Genomic DNA, 24038 nt, shown 5'->3' with positions numbered 1-24038 from the left:
TCGATCAGGGACGCATATCGACCCATTTTCTGCGATCTCGCAGGAGTGAATTTGCCATAACGAGAAGCTTGCGCATGATTGCAGTTATCGCCAGTTTCTTGCACGTTCCTGATGCAACGAACTGATCATATTTCACCTTCATATCGGGGTTGAAGCGTGTTGCGACCACTGCCGGAAAATATAAGGATCGTCGCATTACTGCGCGACCACCGCGAATGTGCTCGCGTCCCTGCCAAGTTCCAGATTGGCGAGACATAGGAACCCAGCCAGCCAGAGATGCCGCCTGCTTGCCTGAAATCGTCCCGAGTTCGGGCATCTCTGTCAGCATCGCGCAGGCAGTCACTGTAGCAACCCCACGAATGCTGCTGAGGATTTTCGTGCTTTCTGACAGGCCTTCATCCTGTGCAATTACGCTCAGAACGGCCGCAGCGACTTGCACGAGATCGCGCTCAACCTGCTTCAGGCGCTTGCGGAACGGGGCTTTGAGCAGAGGAATGAACTGCGCCGCGTTTACCGGAGACCAATTAGTTCGTGTTACGCGACCATATCGAGTGTGTTCAGGTTTGCAAAGAAGGCCTCCTCTGCTTCGGCCGGTGGGATGTTTCCGACAGGCTCAAGCAGGCGGCGGTTGTTGAACCAGTCGACCTGTTAACCGGTGGGCGATGCTTGTATCCGTTGCCCGGCAGGTGGATTTGGCCTAGCCAAATCTGCCGAGTGGGGCCGTAAGGCCATTTGAGGGATTACAAGGCGACCTGCTCCATTGTTTTCCATGAACTGCGCCGCCGGATGACCTCGGTTTTGTAAAGGCCGTTGATGGTCTCGGCCAAAGCCCTCGCCAGTGGTCTTGAACCAATGGCGTCCACTGGCTCGATCATAGGCGTCGCCGACGCTGCCAACGGATGGGTCAATGCCCACTTTTCCCAAACGCTCGGCATATCGGATCGAGACGCATTGGCTTCCCCTGTCGCTGTGGTGGATCAACCCGCCCTGATGAGACGGACGGCGGGCGTAAAGTGCCTGTTCAAGTGCATCCATTGCCCTCTCATCGCTGCTTGCAGCGATGAGAGGGGAGAACGAAGTCGGTCTTTGCAGACCGCGACGCCCTCCATGCTGTTACACGGAAGGAATTTGCGTGCAAATCACGCAGGCGACAATGCGGTTGGCGAAGGTGTCGATCATCGAGCCATTGAAGGCGCCATTGGTTCGAGCCCAATGGCGAGAGGCAACGTAAACGAAGCCCTGCCATGTTGAGACGTAGGTGTCCTTTTCGGCCTGCCGAACCCAGACCCTTAATACCTCAAGGATGCAGCCAATCGTCCCCTCCGCGCATGTAAACATACGCTGCAGGGCAGCGGGGCCAATCGCAGCGGCCGCCGCAGATCGCGTTTCTTAGGAGCCTTGATGCTCCAGCACCATGCGAACGGCACGCGCCCGCATTTCAGGTGAATAGCGGTTTGATGTCTTACTCTTTTCCATAGCCCTCATCCTTAATCAGCTTGAACGTCTCCGGTAAACCCGGGGCGTGTGTGGATGCCCCCTGTTTTGCAAGTTGATTTTTCGACATTTCTGCTGGGCTTCAATCGGTCGTGTGTCAGGCCTCAAAATTGTGGCCTTTATGACGCCACGGGCCAGTATGCTGTTCGGAAGACTGGACCCACATCGGTTCAGAGAGCTGTAACGCTCGAGCCCCGGGCCTGGGTTTTCCTGTCTTGAACTTTGAAGTCCGTGTCGCTTACTCCGTCTGTCGATCACCTTGCCCAGGCCTTGCGGCCTACAGCGTAACCCCGCGCCTCGCGACTCGGGGTTACGCTATTCTATAGTCCTCGCCTTTCGTCGTCATGGCCCAAACCATCCGGGCCATCTTGTTGGCCAAAGCAACTGCGGCAACCATTCGAGGCTTGCGCGCGACGATATTGGCCAGCCACCGGCTAGTGCTGCCGCCTCTACGCACAACCCAGCGGATCACGCTCATGGCCCCGACGATTAGCAGCTTACGGATGTCACATTGACCCATTTTACTGACAGCGCCAAGGCGGGTCTTACCGCCGGTCGAGTGTTGTCGCGGCACCAAACCCAACCATGCAGCAAAGTTCCGGCCACTGTCGAAGGTCTCAAGGTTTGGGGCGAACGCCGCGATGGCACCAGCGGTTACTGGACCGATGCCCGGCACGGTGCAAAGGCGCCGCAACTCGCAATCGGTTTTTGTCGCGGCTTCCAGTTCATCGGCCAGACGCGTGATAATCTCTGTCAGTTGATCTATTTGCCGCAGATAAAGCTGCCCCATCTCGCGCACGACTGTGGGCAAATCAACCTGCGGCCCATTCAAGGCTGATTGCAGAACCTTCAAATAAGCAGGACCTTTTGGCGCGACCAAACCGAACTCGGCCAGATGGCCCCTGAGCGCATTGATCAGCTGCGTGCGTTACCGCACAAAGCTTTGATGCGTCCTGAATGCCACGGCTCGCCCTTGCTTCTCGGCACTCTTCACCGCCACGAAACTCATGCTGGGGCGGGACGCGGCCTCCGCAATTGCCGCTGCGTCGGCAAAATCGTTCTTCTGCCGTTTCACGAAGGGTTTGACATAAATCGCGGGGATAATACGCACTTCATGGCCATGTGCCTGTGCCATCCGCCCCCAGTAATGCGACGTGGCACACGCTTCCATCGCCACAATACAGGCCTTCTGATCCGACAAAAGCTGGATCAGCCGCGTTCTCGACACTGATCTGTTGAAAACGGCGACGCCATCGGCCTTGACGCCGCAAACCTGAAAACTGTTCTTGGCAAGATCGATCGCCAATATGCTAATCTCCGACATGGATGCCTCCCTCTTGGTGGTTACAACAAAACCATCTTGGCACAATTGATGCCGTTGGGTGGGGGCATCCACCGCATCAGTTCACTCCTTATCGAAAATTACTTCGGCAAACTGAAGGAAAACAGAGGGAGAGCGATGCGTTCCTGCAAAACAGACCAGAGCTTCAAAGCCTTCATTCCAATCGCGGCAACAATCATTCAGACAAGGTTAACGTCAACAGCCCCTAGGTGTCACATCCCGATGGCTGGGTTGTTCCTGACCGCTGGCGTCGTTGTGCAAATGGATCAGATCTAGGTCAATATCTGGGCCTAGGGCCGTGGCTTGGAGTCTTGGCTTGTCGATCATATCTTGATTGCTGGCGGCCCCGACGATCCAGCCTGCTGGGACATGGGTGAGCCTTTCGTTCCGGCGTCGCACAAGGCGGCGTCAAGTCACCGCGCTTTTGGTGCAGGTGATGAGGTTGGTGTGAAAAGACCCGGGTCTGTCGTGTACCTGCCGGGGTTGGGCGTCCCAGTCAATGGGAGCGGGTCGCGCTAGCCGCTCGTTCGGGCATCTGGCGATCGCGTCTGCGATAATCAATTAAGCCTATGATTATAAAATAAAACGCCCGCCAGGACGGCGGGCGATGGCAGTTTTTATGTGCCCCAATGGCAGAAAAGTGGGGTTAATGGCAGTTATTTACAGTGTCTGACAGTAAGCCACCTACCCGTCACCCGCATTTCGAGAATCCACAATCCGCACAGGTCATGCAACCTTCGACCATCCGCAATTCATAGCTGCCGCAAGATGAACAGGATTTGCCCCGTAACGCGCCCATTGACACAATTTCGGCCTGCGGGTCGGATTTCAACCCCATACCTTCGCCTGCGATGAACCCGATCGCGACCAAATGCCGTTCAATAACCCCACCGATCGCCGCCAAAATCGACGGGATGTAACGCCCTTCAACCCATGCCCCGCCACGCGGATCAAACACGGCTTTCAGCTCCTCCACCACGAACGAAACATCGCCCCCACGCCGGAACACCGCCGAAATCATGCGGGTCAGGGCCACGGTCCAGGCGAAATGCTCCATATTCTTGGAGTTGATAAACACCTCGAACGGGCGGCGATGGTTTGAGATTATGATGTCATTGATGGTGATATACAGCGCATGTTCCGACCCCGGCCATTTCACCTTATAGGTCGCGCCTTCCAGCGATGCGGGGCGGTCCAAGGGTTCCGTCAAATAGACCACTTCGGCGCCGTCATCGACCTCGGGGGCCGAATCCGACGCGGAATTGACCGACAGAACCGACCCTGTCACATCATTGGGGCGGTAAGTGGTGCAGCCTTTGCAGCCACTATCCCACGCCTCCATATAGACCTCTTTGAAATCCTCAAAGCTGATGTCTTCGGGGCAATTGATGGTCTTGGAAATGCTGCTGTCGATCCATTTTTGCGCCGCCGCCTGCATGCGCACATGGTCCAAAGGTGGCAAGGTTTGCGCGTTGACGAAATAATCCGGCAAAGGCGCATCGCCCTTCAGCTCGCGCCACAAACGCACGGCGTAATCAACCACTTCTTCCTCGGTCCGGCTGCCATCCTTTTGCAAAACCTTGCGGGTATAGGCATAGGCAAATACCGGCTCGATCCCCGAACTGACATTGCCCGCATACAGGCTGATTGTGCCGGTCGGCGCGATGGACGTCAGCAAAGCGTTGCGAATACCATGCGTGCGAATGGCATCGCGCACGTCATCATCCATCGCCATCATATTGCCGGATGCCAGATACTTATCCGCATCAAACAACGGAAACGCGCCCTTTTCGCGCGCCAAATCCACGCTCGCCAAATAGGCCGCCCGCGCAATCGCCTTCATCCACGCCTCGGTTTGCGCCGCCGCTGGGGCCGACCCATAGCGCTGGCCCAGCATCAACAACGCATCGGCAAGGCCCGTGACCCCCAGCCCGATCCGCCGCTTGTTGCGCGCCTCTTCGGCCTGTTGGGGCAAGGGGAAACGGCTGGCATCCACCACATTGTCCATCATCCGCACGGCAAGGCGCACAAGGCTGTCCAACGCCGCAGGGTCCAGCCGCGCCCCTGCCTCAAACGGGTCGGTGACCAGCGTGGCAAGGTTGATCGACCCCAGCAAACACGCCCCATAAGGCGGCAAGGGTTGCTCGCCACACGGGTTCGTCGCGGCAATCGTTTCCACATAATTCAGGTTGTTGGCCGTGTTGATCCGGTCAATGAAAATCACCCCCGGTTCGGCAAAATCAAACGTGTTGCGCATGATCTTGTTCCACAGATCGCGGGCTTGCACGGTTTGGTACACGCGGCCCGCAAACACCAAATCCCACGCGCCATCCGCCTTGACCGCATCCATGAACGGGTCGGTCACCAGCACCGAAAGGTTGAACATCCGCAGCCGTGCGGGGTCTTTTTTCGCCGCAATAAACGCCTCGATATCGGGGTGATCGCAGCGCATGGTGGCCATCATGGCCCCCCTGCGCGACCCCGCCGACATGATCGTGCGGCACATCGCATCCCAAACATCCATGAACGACAAGGGCCCCGAAGCATCGGCCGCCACGCCCTTCACTTCCGCCCCTTTGGGCCGGATCGTGCTGAAATCGTAACCAATGCCGCCGCCTTGCTGCATGGTCAGCGCGGCCTCTTTCAGCATCTCGAAAATCCCGCCCATATCATCGGGCACCGTGCCCATGACAAAGCAGTTGAACAGCGTCACCGAACGGTCCGTCCCTGCCCCTGCCGTAATCCGGCCTGCTGGCAAATATTTGAACCCGTCCAAGGCGTTATAAAACGCCTCTTCCCATTTTGCAGGCTCGGCCTCGGGCGCGGCCAGCGCGCGGGCAATACGGCGCCATGTATCCTCGACCGACCCGTCAATGGGCGTGCCGTCTTGGGCTTTCAGGCGATATTTCATATCCCAAATGGCCTCGGCGATGGGGGCAGAAAAACGGGACATAGGGCGGTCCTTTTAGGCAGAATGATGTGTATATTGGGGGTGCTCACGCGCGAATACACAAGATAGGCCGGTAGGGCACCAAGGTCAACGCAGGCTTTTGTGGCCCGCCCCTTGTCCCGCCCACCCAAAAGGTTAAATTCGGGTTAACACACATGGGGTGGCCCAAGGGGGAATCGTGGCAGATACCGTTAACCTGTTGAAACTCTGCGTCGGCACCGAAACCGTCGAGGAACTGGCCACGTGGCAAGATATGCGCCGCAAGCTGTGGCCTGACAATTTGCCGCGCCACATCACCCGCATGTGGCCGAAACGTGAGGCCGAGGTGCTGAACGGCGGCTCGCTCTATTGGGTATTCAAAGGCGTCATTCTGGCGCGCCAAAACATCACGAACTTTGAGGAACGGCGCGGCGAGGATGGCATTTTGCGCTGTGCATTGGTGCTGAACCCCGAAATCCACCGCACCGAACCCGCCCCTCGCCGCCCGTTCCAAGGCTGGCGCTATCTGACGGTCGAGGATGCCCCCCGCGACCTGCCCAAAGGCCGCAAAGCCGAAGAGGCGCTGCCCCCCGAACTCGCCCGTGCTTTGGCAGATATAGGGCTGCGTTAACTGTCAATCCGACCGCGTTATGGTTTTCAGAAGTTTCGCAGCGCTTGCGCTTTAGGTTTTACCAATTTTGAGGCGATGGGCCAAAGGCCCGTCAACGAATGGCGGGAGAAGCCCTTGTGCGGCGCCTTAAACCTCGGCCACCACACCCAATTGCGCCGCCAAAACCGCCAGCGTCGTCCGCGTGTCGGCATCCCACTCCGCCCCGCGCGCCGCAAACAAAGTCGCTTGGCTGGCATGCACCAACCCGTCAGATAAAATCTTCAAATGGTTGGCCCGCAACGTCTCGCCCGATGATGTAATATCGGCAATCGCTTCCGCTGTCAGGTTTTTCACCGTACCCTCGGTCGCCCCTTGGCTGTCCACCAATTGGTAATCGGCCACACCCTGTTCGGTCAAAAACTCGCGCACAAGCCGATGGTATTTCGTCGCAATCCGTAACCGAAACCCATGCGCACGCCGAAACGCCGCCGCCGCCGCGTCCAAATCATCGACCGTATCCACATCAATCCACGCCACAGGCACCGCGATAATCAGGTCGGCATGGCCAAACCCAAGGCCCGCCAGTTCCACCACCTGCGCCTCCCAATCCGCCAGCTTGTCGCGCACAAGGTCCGACCCCGTGACCCCCAAATGAATGCGCCCCGCCGCCAATTCACGCGGAATTTCCCCCGCCGACAGCAGCACCAGCTCCACGCCCGCAATACCTTCAACCGCGCCCGCATATTCGCGGTCCGACCCCGACCGCGCCATTACCACGCCGCGCGCACCAAACCAGTCAAAGGTCTTTTCCATCAGCCGCCCCTTGGACGGCACCCCGATTTTCAGGCTCATACCAACCCCTCGCGCACAGCCGCCACCAGCGCGGGGCGAATGATCCCCCCCACTGCCGGAATGGACCGCCCTTGCCCCAGCACCGCCGTCAGCGCGTCATAGCGCCCGCCTGTGGCCACCGCAGGCCCATCCCCAGCCCCGTGAAAACTGAACACGAACCCATCGTAATATTCCATCGAGGTCCGCCCATGGCTTGCCGCAAACGGCAGGTCAGACGGGTTAATCCCGTGCCGTTCCAGCGCATCCAGCCGCGTGGCAAAACGGTCCACCGCAGGTTCAATCGCGGGCATCATAAAGGTAATTCCGCGCAGATGTGACAGCGCCGCCCGCGCCGGCGCTTGCAACGTCAGCAAATCATACAGCAACGCCGCCTCGGGTGCCTTCAGCGCAGGCGTCTCGGCATCCTCGATCAGCCCTGCCACCCGCGCGGCAATCTCATCCTCCGACCGCAAGCCGGTCATCGGCCCCGCCGCCGCGATCAACGCATCCGGCGTGTCCGACCCCAAGCGAGCCAGCATATCCGCCCGCGCCTGTGGCACCGCCGCGCGCCCCGAAAATCGGTCCAACAGCTTGCGAAACCGCGCGGGCCGCCAGATATGGCGCAACAGCGCGGCCTTGCGACGATCCGTCGTTGTCAGCCCGTTCACCGCCGCCATCAAAATCCCGATATCGCCCGTTGCAGGCCGCAACCCCAACGGGGCAAGCAAGCCATGAAACAGCGCAAACAGTTCCGCATCCGCCGCCTCGGGGGCCACGCGGTCAAACAGCTCAAACCCCACTTGCAAATACTCGCTCGCGCGCGGTCCAAGGTGGTCTTGTTTGCGGTAAACCTCGCCAATATAGCAGTACCGCGCAGGCTCGGCTCCGCCGTTCATATGCGCCTGCACCACAGGCACAGTGAAATCGGGCCGCAGCATCATTTCACCGCGCAACGGGTCCGATGTTACATAGGCCCGCGCGCGAATATCCTCGCCGTAAAGGTCCAGCAGCGTTTCGGCAGGCAGCAGCGTATCCGCCTCTACTGCCTGCGCCCCTGCCGCCTTGAACGCGGTAAACAGCGCCTCGGCTTCGGCCCGTATCGCCGCGCGATTAATCGTCATTCTTGCTCGCATTGCTCAAGATGCTTTTCAAAGACCCAATTTCTTGCAACATTTTTTGGACAGCCGCCACAAGGTCAACGACTTTGACAGTCTCCTGAGCGGGACGGTCCTTCCATTCTTCAAGCGTTGCGCTTTTCGCAATAACTGCGCCAAGAACAAGGTTTTTTAAGTCAACCACGCCCTTTGCCGCCTCATCCCCGCCTTGGATAATCGCAATCGGACTGCCGCGTTTATCGGCGTATTTCAACTGGTTGCCGAAATTCTTGGGGTTGCCCAGATACATTTCCGCGCGAATACCCGCGCGGCGCAAATCGCCCACCATCGCCATGTAATCCGCCATCCGGTCGCGGTCCATCACGGTCACAACCACAGGACCCGCGGCCACGGTTTCCGCCTCACCGCGTTCCAGCTTTTTGGCGCGCAGGGCTGCGAGCAACCGATCAACGCCAATGGAAACGCCGGTGGCTGGCACCGCTTGTCCGGTAAAGCGCTTGACCAAATCATCATAGCGCCCCCCGCCCGCAACCGAGCCGAATTGGCGCTTGCGGCCCTTTTCGTCAAGGATTTCAAAGGTCAGTTCAGCCTCATAAACGGGGCCAGTGTAATAGCCGAGGCCGCGCACGACTGAGGGGTCGATGGAGAAGCGCGCATCGGTGTAACCTTGCGCACAAAGAATATCGTATATCTCTGAAAGTTCATTTACGCCTTCCCAACCGGCATCAGTCCCGCCAACTAAATCGCGCAAATGGTCAATCATCCGTCGATTCCAAATGTGTCTTGCGTAAGAATAGTCCCCAGAAGACTTGGTCGGACCGGCAACCGAGTATCGCGCGTGATGAAGGCGATTGGCCCGTTCCTCATCACCTTCATCGCTTGCGCGGAGCGCCTCACGACCGAGACGGTCGTAGACCAAATCGAAGGCTCCAACGAAGCCCATTATTTTTTCAATTTGCAGTTCATTGAGCCCGGCGCCCTTAGTAAAGTCGCCGCTAATATCTTTCCTGCCGGGTCCCAAAAGCTCCCGAACACCGTTTATTCCTAGCCTATCGAGTTTATCGATTGCCCGAAGTACGATGCCACGCTCTGCCTCAAAGAGATTGGGATCTGCAGGGGTCAACAGTTCCGCAGCTTGCAGAACGCCGTTCAACACTTTGCGGTTGTTTATCTTAATCTCATAGTCGCCCCGCTCAATCCCCACCTCTTCCAGCGCATCCGACAGCATCGCGCAAATCTCGGCGTCCGCGGCCACAGATGGCGCGCCAACCGTATCGGCATCGCATTGATAAAACTGCCTAAACCGCCCCGGACCGGGTTTTTCATTGCGCCACACGGGGCCAAAGGCATAGCGGCGGTACGGCGTGGGCAGATCATTGCGAAACTGTGCTGCCACCCGCGCCAAAGGGGCGGTCAGGTCGTAACGCAGCGCCAGCCAATCGCCATCCTCATCCTGCCAACCAAACACGCCCTCGTTCGGGCGGTCCACATCGGGCAGAAACTTGCCCAGCGCCTCGACCGTCTCCACTGCACTGGTTTCCAGCGGATCAAACCCATAGCGCTCATACACGTCAGAGATTTTCGCCAGCATATCGCGGCGCTCAATCACATCCGCACCGAAATAATCGCGAAAGCCCTTGGGCGTTTCAGCGCGCGGTTTACGGGGTTGTTTGTCTTTGGCCATCGGGAAACCCTTTGCAGCTTATGCCCGCGCGGTGTAGCGGATGGATGCAGGCGCGGCAAGGAGAGGAGTGGCAGATGACCGAACGGATTGACGCAATCGAGGAACGCGTGGCGCATCTGACCCGCACGGTCGAGGATTTGTCCGACATCGTGGCGCGCCAAGCGGATGAGATTGACCGCCTGACCCGCCGCATGGCGCATATGCTGGACCGCATGTCCGGCCCCGATGAAGGCGGTGCCGTGCTGACCGACCAGCGCCCCCCGCATTGGTGACGCCGGTGGCGCGCTTTCGTTTATGGCTCTGGCGGTTTGCCATGCTGGCCACCACCATCCTTACCCTGTTTTTCGCGGCAACAGCCGTGGCCCCATTCACCACGGTGGGCGAGCCGGTGTTTGACACCGTGATCTTGCGCGCAAGGTGGTGGCAAGACGGCGGCTTTGCCCTTGTGCAACTGTTCGGCGTGGCTCTTTGGCTGATCACCGCCCTCACCGCTGGGGCATGGGCACGCGGGTTCAAGGCATTGGCGGCGGGTGCGGTGCTGTTCGCCTGCCTTATTGCCATGGCCAGCGAATATGACAGCCTTACCCAATTCGGCGATCTGCGCGACCCAATCGCCGTGGCCGCACATAAGTTGATGGTCAGCCGTGGCATCACATTAACCTTAGCCTTGGCAAGCCTTGCCTTGGGCTGGTGGGCGCGGCCCAAACCGTAAACGTCGCATCTTGGGGCTTGTCTTTTCGCCCTGCGGGTGGTCCTTTTGGGACAAACAAGATCAGGCCCATGAAACCCATCCAAATCGGCAAAACCACACTTCTCCCTATCCCCTTGGCCGCGACCATCGCCCTTGGGCTTGCAGGCGGCATGGCGGGGCACGCGCTGGGGTTGCCTTTGGGCTACCTGCTCGGCTCCCTCCTCGTTGTGGCGTTCTGGGCAATCATGGGGTGGCGCGTTCTGGGCCAACCCATTCACCTGCCCCAACCCCTACGGATGTCCTTTATTCCCATCATCGGCGTCGCCATCGGCGGGGCCTTCACCCCCGAAATTTTCCGCGACGCAGCGGGCTGGTGGCCCAGCTTGCTGGCGTTGGTGGTCTTTGTCCCTGTGGCGCAGTTCAGCGGCTATGCTATCTACCGCAAAGGCGGGATGACGCCTGCAACCGCCTATTTCGGCGCAGTTCCGGGCGGTTTGATGGAAATGGTCACATTGGGCGAAGAGGCGGGGGCCGATGTCGCCCTGCTGGTCCTTTTGCAATTCCTGCGCCTGATCCTGACCATCGTTTTTGTGCCCGTCCTCTTTGCCTTTCTGACAGGCCATGCCGTCGGGTCCAGCGCGGGCGTGGCCATGACAGGGGCTGACAACCCGCTCGAGGCATGGGACATAGCGGCCCTGCTGCTCGCCGCCATTGGCGGATATTTCGCAGGCCGCGCCTTGCGCTTTCCCGCCGCCATCATGACGGGGCCACTGGCGGCATCCGCCATTTTTCACCTGACGGGTGTGACCGATGCCGTCCCCCCCGCATGGACCATTGCGATGACGCAAATCGTGGTCGGCACCGGCCTTGGCGCGCGGTTTGCGGGCATGGCGGCGGCCACCTTGCGGCGCGGCAGCTTGCTTGCGCTGGTGTCCACCGCCGCCTCGCTGTTCATCGCTTTTGTCTTTGCCGAAGCGTTGCACCTGACCATCGGTCTGCCACTCACCGCCGTTTTTCTGGCCTTTGCACCGGGTGGCATCACGGAAATGAGCCTGATTGCCCTCAGCCTGCAAATCAGCGTGGTCTTTGTCACCCTGCACCATGTCTTGCGCATCGTGCTGGCGATCAGCATCGCGAAACTCTTCGCACGGCGCGTCTTGGGGCCTTAAAGCTCTTCGACCATCACCACGCCACCCATCGCCTTTAGCGCACCTTTGACCTGCGGCGTCACGGGGTATTCCTGCGGCAATTCCAGATCAATTTCCTGCCCCGTCTCGGCATCGGGCACACAAATCGTCACGGCCCCACGGTTGCGCCCACCGTCCTTGGCCACACGGGCCAGCAAGGCCGCCACAGACGCCGCCGCCTCGATCCGGTCAATGTGAATGCGCACACCCACACCGCCCGCCTCGGCCGCCACCGAATCAATCGGTTGCGCGCCGCGTGCCAGCAGCTTCAGCGTCTCGCCTTCCAGCGTCGCCTCGACCGTCAGCACCACGTTCATGCCAGGTTCCAGCATATCGCGCGCCGCTTCCAGCGTATCGGAAAATACCGTCACCTCATACAGGCCTGTGGGGTCCGACAGTTGCACAAAGGCAAAGCGGTTGCCCCGCGCCGATTTGCGCTCCTGTTTCGACGACACCGACCCCGCGATTTTGGCCACCATTGCCCCGCCTTCGGCCCGCGCGGTTATTTCGGCCAGCGTGGACACGCCTTTTCGTTTCAACGGCGCCATATAGTCATCCAGCGGATGCCCCGACAAATAGAACCCAATCGCCTTATGCTCTTCGGTCAGGCGTTCCACTGGCAACCAGTCATCACGCGACCCGATGCGCGGTTCCGGCACATCCTCGCCCGCGTCGCCAAACAAGCTGACTTGGTTCGACGTTTTCGCCTCATGGATCGCAGCGGAATAGGCCGCAAGCCCGTCCAGCGCGTCAAACACCCGCGCGCGGTTCGGATCAAGACAATCAAACGCCCCCGCCCGCGCCAGCATTTCCAACGGCCGCTTGCCCACCCGCTTCAAATCCACACGGCGGGCAAGGTCGAACAAGGTCGCATAGGGTTTTTCGCCTTGGTCGGTCATCCGCCCCGCCACGATCATCTTCATCGCCTCGACGCCCACGTTTTTCAACGCGCCCAGCGCATAAACCAGCGCACCCTCGCGCACCGTGAACGTCGCCAAGGATGCATTCACCGACGGCGCAATCGTCGCAATCCCCAGCTTGTCCACTTCGCGCTTATACACCGCCAGTTTATCCGTCAGATGGATATCGCAGTTCATCACACCGGCCATAAATTCAACCGGATAATTCGCCTTCAGATACCCCGTCTGGTAACTGACCACCGCATAGGCCGCCGCGTGGGATTTGTTGAACCCGTAGTTGGCGAATTTTTCCAGCAGGTCGAACACCTCGCCTGCCTTCTTCGCGTCAACACCATGGGTCGCCTTGGCCCCCTCGATAAACTTGGGCCGCTCCTTGGCCATTTCGGCGGCAATCTTTTTACCCATCGCACGGCGCAACAGGTCGGCACCGCCAAGGCTATACCCGCCCATAACCTGCGCAATCTGCATAACCTGTTCTTGGTAAACGATAATCCCTTGGGTTTCCGCCAACAGATGGTCAATCGTCGGATGCACAGATTCAATCTCGCGCAGCCCGTTCTTAACCTCACAGTAAACCGGAATATTCTCCATCGGGCCGGGGCGGTACAGCGCCACAAGTGCCACGATATCCTCAATACAGGTGGGTTTCATGCGCCGCAGCGCATCCATCATCCCAGAACTTTCCACCTGAAACACCGCAACCGTCTTGGCGGCGGCATAAAGCTCATAGGTCTTGGCATCATCCAAGGGGATCATGGCAATATCCAGATCCACCCCCCGCAAGCGCAGCAAATCCAGCGCCGATTGAATAACCGTCAGGGTTTTCAAACCCAAAAAGTCAAACTTGACCAGCCCCGCCGCCTCCACCCATTTCATGTTGAACTGGGTCGCGGGCATGTCCGATTTCGGGTCTTGGTACAGGGGCACCAATTCATCCAGCGGTCGGTCGCCAATCACCACCCCCGCCGCGTGGGTCGACGCGTTGCGCAGCAACCCTTCAACCTGCTGGCCATAATCCAGCAAGCGCGCCACCACCTCTTCCTTGGCCGCCTCTCGCAGTCGCGGCTCATCCGCCAGCGCCTTGGTAATCGACACAGGTTTGACCCCTTCAACAGGGATCATTTTCGACAGGCGGTCCACCTGCATATAGGACATCTGCAAAACCCGACCCACATCGCGGATCGCAGCCTTGGACAAAAGCGCGCCAAAGGTGATGATCTGCCCCACCTTGTCGCGCCCGTATTTTCCTTGGACATATTGGATAACCTCCTCGCGGCGATCCATGCAAAAGTCGATGTCAAAGTCGGGCATGGAAACCCGTTCGGGGTTCAAAAACCGCTCGAACAGCAAACTGTACCGCAACGGGTCCAGATCGGTAATCGTCAAAGCATAGGCCACCAGAGACCCCGCCCCCGAACCCCGCCCCGGCCCCACCGGAATCCCCTGATCCTTGGCCCATTTGATAAAATCCGCCACGATCAGGAAATACCCCGGAAACTGCATCCCGATGATGATATCCAGCTCGAAATCCAGCCGCGCCTGATACTCCTCCACGCTGACAGCATGAGGGATCACCGCCAACCGTGCCTGCAACCCCGCATTGGCCTGACGGCGCAGTTCGTTCACCTCATCATCGGCAAATTTCGGCAAAATCGGCGCGTGTTTCGGCACCTTGAACGCACAGCGCCGCGCAATCTCAACCGTATTTTCCAACGCTTCCGGCAGGTCGGCGAACAGCGTGGCCATCTCGGCCTCGGTCTTGAAATAATGCTGGGGCGTCAAGCGTCTGCGCGGTTGTTGCTGGTCAACATAGGCGCCCTCGGCAATGCAAATCAGCGCGTCATGCGCCTCATACATCTTGGCCTTGGGGAAATAGACATCATTGGTCGCCACCAACGGCAGGCCCAGCGCATAGGCCATCTCGATAAACCCGCGCTCGGTCGCCTGCTCGGCCTCGGTCAACCGCCCACCCGCCCCCGGATGGCGCTGCAATTCCACATATAAACGGCCTTCAAACGCCGCCGCCAACCGCTCCATCAACGCGCGCGCTTTCGGCATTTGGGCGGTTTGCAACAACTTGCCCACCGGCCCCTCAGCCCCGCCCGTCAGGCAAATAAGCCCCAGCGAATGCGCCTCCAACTGTTCCAGCGACACCTGCGGCAATTGCCCACCCGCCCCCACATACAGGCAGCTGTTCAGCTTCATCAGGTTCATGTACCCCGCCTGAGTCTGCGCCAGCAGCACGACAGGCGCAGGGATGCGCGGTTTTTCCCCGGGTTGCGGCGGGTCATAAGCAAGCGTGACCTGACAGCCCACAATCGGCTGCAACCCCGCCCCCGCCGCATAGGTCGAAAACTCCAACGCGCCGAACATATTATTGCTATCGGTCACGGCCACGGCAGGCATTTTTTGTTCGACACACAGCTTGATAAGCGCCTGCAATGGCACAGCACCTTCCAACAAGGAATATTCAGTATGGGTGCGAAGATGAATGAATCGGGGTGCTGACATGGCCAAACCCTAGACCAGCCAGACAAGCAGGGAAAGACCACCGTTGCTGCGATGGCGCGTCTTTGTGCAGGTACGCGCGGCGCGTATCACAAAAAGGGCAAAGACAATTTCAAACAAAACGAAAAGCATTTATCGAGATTAACTGAAAAATTCTGTTTGCTATTTTGTCGCAGCACGGGCTTGATGCTCCCCAAGACAGGGCGCGTGGCCCGCTTTACGCCGCATCGGGCGGGCACGCATAAACCCAGATGCAAAGACCGCGGCGGATTATGACATGACAGATATCGCGTTTCACCTGAACGGAACGCCGGTCTGCCTTTCGGATGTGCCCGCAACGCAAACCCTGCTCGATTGGCTGCGCGACACCCGCGCCCTGACCGGCACCAAGGAAGGCTGCAACGAAGGCGATTGCGGGGCCTGCACCGTGATGGTGACAGACGCAGACGGCCCAAAGGCGCTGAACGCCTGCATCCTGTTCATGCCGCAACTGCACGGCAAATCGGTCCGTACCGTCGAAGGGCTGATCGCCCCCGATGGCACACCCCATCCCGTGCAAACCGCCATGGTCACCCATCACGGCTCGCAATGCGGCTTTTGCACACCCGGCTTTGTCGTCTCAATGGTCGCTGCCCACACCGCAGGCCGCACCGACCATGACACGGTGCTTGCTGGCAACCTCTGCCGCTGCACCGGATACGCCCCCATCATCCGTGCCGCAAAGGCCGCAGAATCCGCCCCGATCCCTGACTGGCTGGCCCAAGATGCTGCTCCCGCTTTCTTTTCGGCCCAAATATCCTCGGGGGGTCCGGGGGGCAGACAGCCCCCCGGCGCCTACCGCCCGACCACCACCGACGAATTCGCAAACTGGTACGCCGCCAACCCCGACGCCACCCTGATTGCAGGCGCCACCGATGTCGGCCTCTGGGTCACAAAACAGCTGCGCGACCTGGGCCAGGTGGCCTTTCTTGGCGGCATCCCCGACCTTAAAACCATCGACAAAACCGAAACCGGCCTAAAAGTCGGCGCAGGCGTGACCATCAACGCGCTGATGGCCGCCGTGGCCCCTACGCTGCCGTCATTTGCCGAAATGCTGCGCCGCTATGCCAGCGACCAGATCCGCAACGCGGCCACCATCGGTGGCAATATCGCCAACGGCTCGCCCATCGGCGATGGCCCACCTGCCCTCATCGCCCTCGGCGCCACGTTGCACCTGCGCCACGGCGATACCCGCCGCGACATGGCGCTTGAAGATTTCTTCCTTGAATACCGCAAACAAGACCGCCACCCCGGCGAGTTTGTCGAAGCCGTCACCTTCCCCACCAACGCCCCCAATTTGCGGTGCTACAAACTGTCGAAACGCTTTGACCAGGATATCTCGGCCGTCTGCGGCTGCTTCAATATCACCCTTGAAAACGGCAAAGTCACCGCCGCCCGCATCGCCTTTGGCGGCATGGCAGGCACTCCGAAACGCAGCGCAGGTGCCGAGGCCGCCCTGATTGGCAAAGACTGGACCATCGACACGATCCACAAGGCCCGCGCGGCGATGGCCCGCGATTTCACGCCCCTCAGCGATATGCGTGCCAGCGCGCAGTACCGCAGTACAACTGCCGGCAATATGCTGATCCGCTATTTCCATGATCTGAATGGCACCCCCGTCGACCTGATGGAGGTGACAGCATGAGCCTTAAGTCACAAAGCATTGGAAACGCCCTTCCCCATGATGCCGCCCCCCTGCATGTGACAGGCAGCGCCCGTTACGTCGATGACATCCCCTTGCCTGCAGGCGCGCTGCATCTGGCCTTTGGCCTATCCACAATAGCCCATGGCGATATCACGGGTCTGGATCTTTCGACCGTGCGCAGTGCTGCCGGCGTGGTCGCGGTTTACGCCGCCGATGATTTCACCGACATGCCCGATTGCTCTCCCTCGGCCCATGATGAACCCTTGCTTGCCACAGGCCGTGTGCATTACATCGGCCAGCCGGTGTTTCTGGTGGTTGCCACCAGCCATCTGGCCGCGCGCAAAGCCGCCCGTCTGGGGCGCGTCGACTATGCCCCGCTGCCCGCGATTTTGACGGTGGATGACGCGCTTGCCGCCAACAGCCGCTTTGAATCCGGCCCTGTGGTCTGGACCAAAGGCGATGCCAGTGCCGCCCTCGCCAACGCCCCCCGCATGGTAACAGGCGAGATGGAGGTTGGCGGGCAAGAACATTTCTACCTTGAAGGTCAAATCGCTGCCGCCATCCCACAAGAAGGCGGGGATATGCTGATCCATTCCTCGACCCAGCACCCGACCGAAATACAGCACAAAGTCGCCCACGCCTTGCATGTGCCCATGCACGGCGTGCGGGTTGAAACACGGCGTATGGGCGGCGGGTTTGGTGGCAAGGAAAGCCAAGGCAACGCGCTGGCCATTGCCTGTGCCATTGCCGCCCGTGACACGGGACTGCCGTGCAAAATGCGCTATGACCGCGATGACGACATGATGATCACCGGCAAGCGCCACGACCTGCGCATCCGCTACCGCGCGGGGTTTGACGATACGGGGCGGGTGACGGGCGTTGAGTTTACCCATCTGTTTCGCTGCGGCTGGGCGCTGGACCTGTCGATCCCTGTGGCCGACCGCGCCATGCTGCATTCCGACAATTGCTATCACCTGACTGATGTGCGGCTTGAGAGTCACCGCCTGCGCACCAACACCCAAAGCGCCACCGCCTTTCGCGGCTTTGGCGGGCCGCAAGGCATGGTGGGGATTGAACGGGTGATGGACCATATCGCCTTTGATCTCGGCGCTGATCCGTTGGATGTGCGGCGCGTGAATTTTTATGACGCGATGCTTGAACCAGTGGGGGGGCTGTCTGCCCCCCCGACGGGTTTGCAAGGCAAACCCTCCCCCCCCGAGGATATTTTTGAACAGAAAAAGCTTGGTGACGATCTCGCCTCTCGTGGGGCTGTGAGCACGGCACACGGGCGGGACTTACCTGTGCCGAAGGGTGTGCAAACCACGCCCTTCCATATGCCGGTCGAGGATTTTATCGGCGACCGGATTGTTGACGCGTTGGAGCAAAGTTCAAGCTATGCGGCTCGGCGGGCGGCGATTGATGTATGGAATGCAGGCAGCCCGCTGTTGAAGCGCGGAATTGCGCTGACGCCCGTGAAGTTCGGGATTTCCTTTACGCTGACCCATTTGAACCAAGCGGGTGCTTTGGTGCATGTCTATCAAGACGGGTCGATCCATTTGAACCACGGCGGCACAGAAATGGGCCAAGGCTTGTTCCTAAAGGTGGCGCAGGTGGCGGCATCGGTGTTTGGCGTTGGGGTGGATCTGATTAAAATCACCGCCACCGATACGGCCAAGGTGCCCAATACCAGTGCCACGGCGGCGTCGTCGGGGTCAGATCTGAACGGGATGGCGGCACAGGCCGCTTGTTTGACCATCCGCGACAGGATGGCGGCGTTTTTGGCGGAAAAGCATCAGGCGCAGGTTACCGATGTGCAGTTTGCAGCTGGCCGCGTAACCGTGGGTGCGGCCGATTACAGCTTTGCCGAGGCGGCGGCGCTGGCCTATATGGGGCGGGTATCGCTGTCTTCAACTGGGTTTTATAGCACCCCCAAAATCACTTGGGACCGCGCGGCGGGGCGCGGGCGACCCTTCCTTTATTTTGCGTATGGGGCGGCGGTGACCGAAGTAGTGATCGACACACTGACCGGCGAAAACCGCATTTTGCGGGCAGATTTGCTGCATGATACGGGGGCAAGCCTGAACCCTGCGTTGGACATTGGGCAGATCGAAGGCGCCTATGTCCAAGGTGCGGGCTGGCTGACGATGGAAGAACTGGTCTGGGACGATAAAGGCGCTTTGCGTACCCATGCCCCCAGCACCTATAAAATCCCTGCCTGTTCCGACCGCCCGCCTGTGTTCAACGTAGCACTTTGGGGACGCGACAACCCCGAAGCCACCGTTGGCCGGTCCAAGGCCGTGGGGGAGCCGCCGTTCATGCTGGGGATTTCCGCGCTGATGGCCTTGTCGGATGCGGTGGCAGCTTGCGGCGATGGCACGGTTTATCCCGCGCTTGATGCGCCCGCCACGCCCGAACGGATTTTGGCCGCCGTGCAAAGGCAGCGCGATGTTTGATCTGGCCGCGGCACGCGCCGCCATCACCGCCCACGGCCCCATCGCCCGCGTGGTGATTGCCGCAGTCGCAGGGTCATCCCCTCGCGAGGTGGGGGCGTCGATGCTGGTTTGGCCTGCGGGACAATCAGGCACTATCGGCGGCGGCGCGCTGGAGTATCAGGCCGCAGCGCGGGCGCGCGACATGCTTGCCAAGGGCCAAAGCCAAACCCTGACGCGCGAGGCACTGGGCCCAAGCCTTGGCCAATGCTGTGGCGGCACCGTTACCTTGCTGACCGAACTCTTTGACACAAACACCTTGCCCAATACCGAGGTTTTCGCCCGCGCCACAGATGCAAGCCCTATGCCACTTGCCATCTCACGCCTGCTGGCGAGCGCACGTAACCAAGGCCGACCGCCCGCATCCGGCCTGACCCAAGGCTGGATGGTGGAACCGATTGCCAAACCCACCCGCCCGCTTTGGGTTTGGGGCGCGGGGCATGTGGGCCGCGCGCTGGTGCAAACCCTTGCTCCCTTGCCGGATTTCGCGATCACTTGGGTCGATGTTCATGCCGACCGCTTTCCGCCGGACAGCCCCGAAGGCGTCACCATGTTGCCTGCTACAGACCCCGCGCAGGTCCTGAAACATGCGCCTGAAAATGCAGAACACCTGATCCTCACCTATTCCCACACGCTTGACCTTGCCCTTTGCCATGCCGCCCTAAGCCACGGCTTTGGCGCATGCGGGCTGATCGGGTCCAAAACCAAATGGGCCAGATTTCGCAACCGCCTTGCCACCCTTGGCCACGCGCCCACAACCATCGCCCGCATCACTTGCCCCATCGGCGACCCTGCCCTTGGCAAACACCCGCAAGCCATTGCCATCGGGGTCGCGGGCCAGCTACTCCTTCCCCACCGCATTGGCCTACGACAGGAGACGGCGATATGACCACCGAACTTTTGCGCATTGACGGCGTGACCAAGGCCTATCCTGGTGTGGTTGCCAATTCCGATGTGTCTTTTGCGATATCCAAAGGCGAAATCCACGCGCTTTTGGGCGAAAACGGCGCGGGCAAATCGACCTTGGTCAAAATGATCTACGGCTTGGTGAAACCCGACAGCGGCAGCATGGCGCTGCACGGCCAACCCTATGCCCCCGCCCGCCCCAGTGCCGCCCGCAATTCTGGGGTTGCGATGGTGTTCCAGCATTTCAGCCTGTTTGAAGCCCTGAATGTCGCCGAAAACGTGGCGCTTGGCATGGAAAACCCACCACCCATGCGGACGCTGGCCGAAAAAATCAGCGCCGTTTCCACCGAATACGGCTTGCCCTTGGACCCCACGCGCCGGGTTGGAGATTTGTCGGCAGGCGAACGGCAGCGCGTCGAAATTGTGCGCTGCTTGCTGCAAGACCCAAAACTTTTGATCATGGACGAACCGACCAGCGTGCTGACCCCGCAAGAGGTGGACATCTTGTTCCAAACCCTGCGCCAACTGTCGGCCGAAGGCACCGCGATCTTGTACATCAGCCACAAGCTGGAGGAAATCCGCGCCCTGTGTGACGAGGCAACCATCCTGCGCCGCGGCAAAGTTGTGGGCACCTGCACCCCGCGTGACGTGTCGGCCCGCGACATGGCCGAAATGATGGTGGGCGCGGTGCTGACCCCGCCCGCAAGATCGGCGCGCAAGGATTGGGGCGATGCGCATGCCGCGTTAGAAGTAACGGGCCTAAGCGCTGCATCGCCAATTCCTTTTGGGACATCCTTGAAAGATATCACATTTTCCGTACAACGCGGCGAGGTATTGGGCATCGCAGGCGTTGCAGGCAATGGTCAGGACGAGCTGCTTTTGGCGCTGTCGGGTGAGCTGCGCTCTGCCCCAGAAATGGTGAAATGCTTTGGCAGCCCGATTGGCGACACCCCCCCGAATGCACGGCGCGCCTTGGGCTTTGTCGCGGCCCCCGAAGACCGCTTGGGCCATGCCGCAGCACCGGATATGAGCCTTGTGGAAAACGCTTTTCTGTCGGGGGCCGTGCGCAAAACCCTGACCCGAAACGGCTTTATCGACTGGTCCAAAACCAAGCGATGGGCCGAAGAGGTGGTGGCGCAATATGATGTGCGCACGCCGGGCACATGGGTCGCCGCCCGGGCGCTGTCGGGCGGCAATCTGCAAAAATTCCTGATCGGGCGCGAATTAAGCCAAGCGCCGGAAGTGGTGATCATCAACCAACCGACATGGGGCGTTGATGCCGCCGCCGCCGCCTTTATCCGGCAAGAGATTTTGGACCGCGCCCAAGACGGTGCCGCCGTTGTCGTGATCAGTCAGGACTTGGATGATTTGTTGGAAGTGTCCGACCGTTTTGCCGCGCTGAACGAAGGGCGGCTGACACCGGCGCGCCCGACCGAAGGGCTGACGGTGGACGAAATCGGCCTGATGATGGGCGGCGCGCATGGCATGGAGGTGGCGCATCATGGGTAAGGATTTATCGGCCGTGACGCGGCGCGATTGCGGGGCGGATTGTATGAGTATTTGGACAAAGATGAAATCAGGCAGCTGCTTGGAGGTAACACATGTTTGTACTTGAAAAGCGCCCGTCACCGTCGCAGTTCTGGACCTATGCGACGCCGGTTTTGGCTGTTATCCTGACCATGATTGCAGGCGGCGCGATGTTTGCGCTGTTGGGCAAAGATCCGTTCATCGCCATTCGCACGATTTTCTGGGACCCGCTGTTTGGCGAATTCGCGTTTTATCTGCGCGGGCAATTGCTGGTTAAGGCCGGGCCTTTGATATTGATAGCCGTGGGGCTGTCACTAGGCTTTCGCGCCGGCATCTGGAACATCGGGGCCGAGGGGCAATATATCATCGGGGCGATTTTCGGTGCAGGCGTAGGCTTGGCCGTGTTTCCAACGGAAACCCGCTGGATTTTTCCGGTGATGATTGTGGCAGGCGCTTTTGGGGGCTGGCTTTGGGCCATGATCCCCGCGATTTTGAAAACGCGGTTCAACACGAATGAAATTCTGGTGTCCTTGATGCTGGTTTATGTCGCCCAAACCATTCTGTCCAAAGCGGCCACGGGGTTCTTGCGCAACCCGCAAGGCATGGGCTTTCCGGGCAGCCGCAACTTCTCTACCTATCCGGCGGCGCGGAATGTGGAACTGATCCAGGAGTCGGGTATGCATTGGGGTGTCGTCGCGGCCTTCATCGCGGTGATCGCAGCCTATGTTTTGCTGCAACGCCATATGCTTGGGTTTCAGATCAAACTGGCGGGCCAAGCGCCGCGCGCCGCGCGGTTTGCAGGCGTGCAACCCACGCGTTTGGTCGTGCTGTGCATGGGCATTTCGGGCGCTTTGGCAGGCCTTGCGGGGATGTTCGAAGTGTCGGGACCAGCGGGGCAAATCAGCATTGATTTCGCCTCCGGCTACGGGTTCACCGCAATTATCGTTGCCTTCCTTGGCCGTTTAAACCCCTTGGGCATTTTGCTGGCAGGCCTTGTCATGGCGCTGACCTATGTGGGCGGCGAGATGGCCTCGACCAACTTGAACCTGCCATCTGCCGCCATTCAGGCGTTTCAGGGGATGCTGCTGTTTTTCCTGCTGGCGGTGGATTTGCTGTCCAATTACCGGATCAGATTGTTGAATGGGAGGGCGGTGTGATGGATTTTGGTGGTATCAATCCGGCGGTTCTGGTGGCGTCCCTTATGGTGGCATCGGTTCCGATCATGCTGGCCGCTATTGGCGAATTGGTGGTGGAAAAGGCCGGTGTCCTGAACCTCGGGGTCGAGGGGATGATGATAATGGGCGCGATTTGCGGTTTCATCACGGCTGTGCAAACCGGCAGCCCGTTTTTGGGCTTTGTTGGTGGGGCCGTGGGCGCCGCAGGCCTTTCCTTGGTCTTTGCCGTTCTGACCCAAGTGTTACAGGCCAACCAGGTGGCAACCGGCCTTGCACTCACGCTTTTCGGGTTGGGGCTGTCCAGCCTGATGGGTCAAGGCTATGTCGGGATAAAACCGCCGCTGACCAGCCAAGTCCCCTTTGGCCCCTTGGCCGATCTCCCTGTGCTCGGCCGGATTTTGTTCAACCATGACCCGATGGTGTACCTGTCGATCATCATCATCGCCGCTGTTTGGGCCGTGCTGAAGTTCAGCCGCATGGGTTTGGTTTTGCGCGCGGTTGGCGAAAGCCACGATGCGGCCCATGCGCTGGGCTATAAGGTCACACGCATCCGCATCCTCGCCATTCTGTTCGGGGGTGCAATGGCGGGATTGGGCGGGGCCTACCTTTCCCTTGTGCGGGTGCCGCAATGGACCGATGGAATCACCGCAGGCGCGGGCTGGATTGCGCTGGCAATTGTGGTCTTTGCCAGCTGGAAACCGTGGCGCGTGCTGATCGGCGCCTATCTTTTTGGCGGAATCTCGGTGTTGCAGCTTAATCTTCAAGCGGCGGGGGCGCGGATTCCGGTCGAGTACTTGTCGATGTCGCCTTATGTGATAACCATCATCGTGCTTGTGATCATGTCGTCCGGCAAAGGCCGTGCCTCGATGAACGCGCCCGCCGCCTTGGGCCAGAATTTCCACGCCTCCCGCTAGGGAGGGATTATTCCATGCTTCTCGGTGACGAG

The 24038-nt window shown here is 59.8% G+C and carries 16 protein-coding genes and 3 pseudogenes; 11 read left to right on the top strand and 8 right to left on the bottom strand.

Annotation, left to right across the window (positions count from 1 at the left end; translation table 11 throughout):
- Positions 1-4: 4 nt before the first annotated feature.
- The 3 genes and pseudogenes from G560_RS18310 to G560_RS19855 all read right to left on the bottom strand — a co-directional run bounded on the left by G560_RS18310 (position 5) and on the right by G560_RS19855 (position 2818).
- Entirely contained in the window at positions 5-439 is a 435-nt protein-coding gene (locus G560_RS18310) for an IS110 family transposase (RefSeq protein ID WP_022702709.1), read from the bottom strand.
- A 95-nt stretch (positions 440-534) separates the two neighbouring features.
- Positions 535-1260 (bottom strand): annotated as a pseudogene (locus G560_RS20515) (hypothetical protein); the annotation flags it as partial.
- Positions 1261-1804: 544 nt separating this feature from the next.
- Positions 1805-2818: pseudogene (locus G560_RS19855) on the bottom strand (IS110 family RNA-guided transposase).
- Positions 2819-3052: 234 nt separating this feature from the next.
- Here G560_RS19855 and G560_RS21415 point away from each other — a divergent pair.
- Positions 3053-3205, top strand: a pseudogene (locus G560_RS21415) (terminase gpA endonuclease subunit); the annotation flags it as partial.
- A 322-nt stretch (positions 3206-3527) separates the two neighbouring features.
- On the opposite strand, the gene G560_RS0102330 reads toward G560_RS21415, so the two are convergent.
- Entirely contained in the window at positions 3528-5789 is a 2262-nt protein-coding gene (locus G560_RS0102330) for an adenosylcobalamin-dependent ribonucleoside-diphosphate reductase (RefSeq protein WP_022702707.1), read from the bottom strand.
- Positions 5790-5964: 175 nt separating this feature from the next.
- On the opposite strand from G560_RS0102330, the gene G560_RS0102325 reads away from it, so the two are divergent.
- Positions 5965-6396: a DUF1489 family protein gene (locus G560_RS0102325; RefSeq protein WP_028913626.1), complete on the top strand. Its 432-nt coding sequence runs from the start codon at positions 5965-5967 to the stop codon at positions 6394-6396.
- 126 nt (positions 6397-6522) lie between these two features.
- Here the strand turns inward: G560_RS0102325 and hisG are convergent, their stop codons facing one another.
- The 3 genes from hisG to G560_RS18290 are packed head-to-tail and all read right to left on the bottom strand — an operon-like array spanning position 6523 to position 10005.
- Entirely contained in the window at positions 6523-7227 is a 705-nt protein-coding gene (gene hisG / locus G560_RS0102320; RefSeq protein WP_022702705.1) for an ATP phosphoribosyltransferase, read from the bottom strand.
- A complete protein-coding gene (locus tag G560_RS0102315) occupies positions 7224-8321 on the bottom strand; it encodes an ATP phosphoribosyltransferase regulatory subunit (protein ID WP_028913625.1) in 1098 nt (365 codons plus the stop codon). The genes hisG and G560_RS0102315 overlap by 4 nt, the downstream gene beginning before the upstream one ends.
- Positions 8317-10005, bottom strand: coding sequence for a histidine--tRNA ligase (locus G560_RS18290; RefSeq protein ID WP_022702703.1), 1689 nt, complete (start codon positions 10003-10005; stop codon positions 8317-8319). The genes G560_RS0102315 and G560_RS18290 overlap by 5 nt, the downstream gene beginning before the upstream one ends.
- 74 nt (positions 10006-10079) lie before the next feature.
- Here G560_RS18290 and G560_RS0102305 point away from each other — a divergent pair, with 74 nt between their 5' ends.
- From G560_RS0102305 to G560_RS18285, 3 genes are all read left to right on the top strand, one after another.
- Complete coding sequence (locus tag G560_RS0102305; RefSeq protein WP_022702702.1) at positions 10080-10277, top strand: SlyX family protein; 198 nt, start codon at positions 10080-10082, stop codon at positions 10275-10277.
- A 41-nt stretch (positions 10278-10318) separates the two neighbouring features.
- A complete protein-coding gene (locus G560_RS0102300) occupies positions 10319-10717 on the top strand; it encodes a hypothetical protein (protein WP_155947111.1) in 399 nt (132 codons plus the stop codon).
- A 68-nt stretch (positions 10718-10785) separates the two neighbouring features.
- Positions 10786-11865: an AbrB family transcriptional regulator gene (locus tag G560_RS18285; RefSeq protein ID WP_155947109.1), complete on the top strand. Its 1080-nt coding sequence runs from the start codon at positions 10786-10788 to the stop codon at positions 11863-11865.
- On the opposite strand, the gene dnaE is transcribed toward G560_RS18285, so the two are convergent.
- Positions 11862-15314: a DNA polymerase III subunit alpha gene (dnaE, locus tag G560_RS0102290; protein WP_022702699.1), complete on the bottom strand. Its 3453-nt coding sequence runs from the start codon at positions 15312-15314 to the stop codon at positions 11862-11864. The genes G560_RS18285 and dnaE overlap by 4 nt on opposite strands.
- Before the next feature lie 274 nt (positions 15315-15588).
- On the opposite strand from dnaE, the gene xdhA reads away from it, so the two are divergent.
- The 6 genes from xdhA to G560_RS0102255 all read left to right on the top strand — a co-directional run bounded on the left by xdhA (position 15589) and on the right by G560_RS0102255 (position 24006).
- Positions 15589-16995 carry a xanthine dehydrogenase small subunit gene (xdhA, locus tag G560_RS0102280; RefSeq protein WP_022702697.1) on the top strand — a complete coding sequence of 469 codons (1407 nt, stop codon included), beginning with the start codon at positions 15589-15591 and terminating at the stop codon, positions 16993-16995.
- Positions 16992-19448: a xanthine dehydrogenase molybdopterin binding subunit gene (gene xdhB / locus G560_RS0102275; RefSeq protein WP_022702696.1), complete on the top strand. Its 2457-nt coding sequence runs from the start codon at positions 16992-16994 to the stop codon at positions 19446-19448. The genes xdhA and xdhB overlap by 4 nt, the downstream gene beginning before the upstream one ends.
- Entirely contained in the window at positions 19441-20373 is a 933-nt protein-coding gene (gene xdhC, locus G560_RS0102270) for a xanthine dehydrogenase accessory protein XdhC (RefSeq protein WP_022702695.1), read from the top strand. The genes xdhB and xdhC overlap by 8 nt, the downstream gene beginning before the upstream one ends.
- Positions 20370-21899 (top strand): ABC transporter ATP-binding protein, encoded by a 1530-nt coding sequence (locus tag G560_RS0102265; protein WP_022702694.1) that lies wholly within the window; start codon positions 20370-20372, stop codon positions 21897-21899. Before xdhC ends, G560_RS0102265 begins: the two co-directional genes overlap by 4 nt.
- Before the next feature lie 92 nt (positions 21900-21991).
- Positions 21992-23074 (top strand): ABC transporter permease, encoded by a 1083-nt coding sequence (locus tag G560_RS0102260; protein WP_022702693.1) that lies wholly within the window; start codon positions 21992-21994, stop codon positions 23072-23074.
- The gene (locus G560_RS0102255; RefSeq protein ID WP_022702692.1) at positions 23074-24006 is read left to right on the top strand and encodes an ABC transporter permease; all 933 of its coding nucleotides are present in this window, start codon (positions 23074-23076) and stop codon (positions 24004-24006) included. The genes G560_RS0102260 and G560_RS0102255 overlap by 1 nt, the downstream gene beginning before the upstream one ends.
- Positions 24007-24038 lie beyond the last annotated feature (32 nt).

Origin of the sequence: Pseudorhodobacter ferrugineus DSM 5888 (assembly GCF_000420745.1) — a bacterium.
Taxonomy (GTDB): domain Bacteria; phylum Pseudomonadota; class Alphaproteobacteria; order Rhodobacterales; family Rhodobacteraceae; genus Pseudorhodobacter; species Pseudorhodobacter ferrugineus.
Note: the sequence above shows the minus strand (reverse complement) of the source record. Positions and strands in the feature narration are given on the sequence as shown.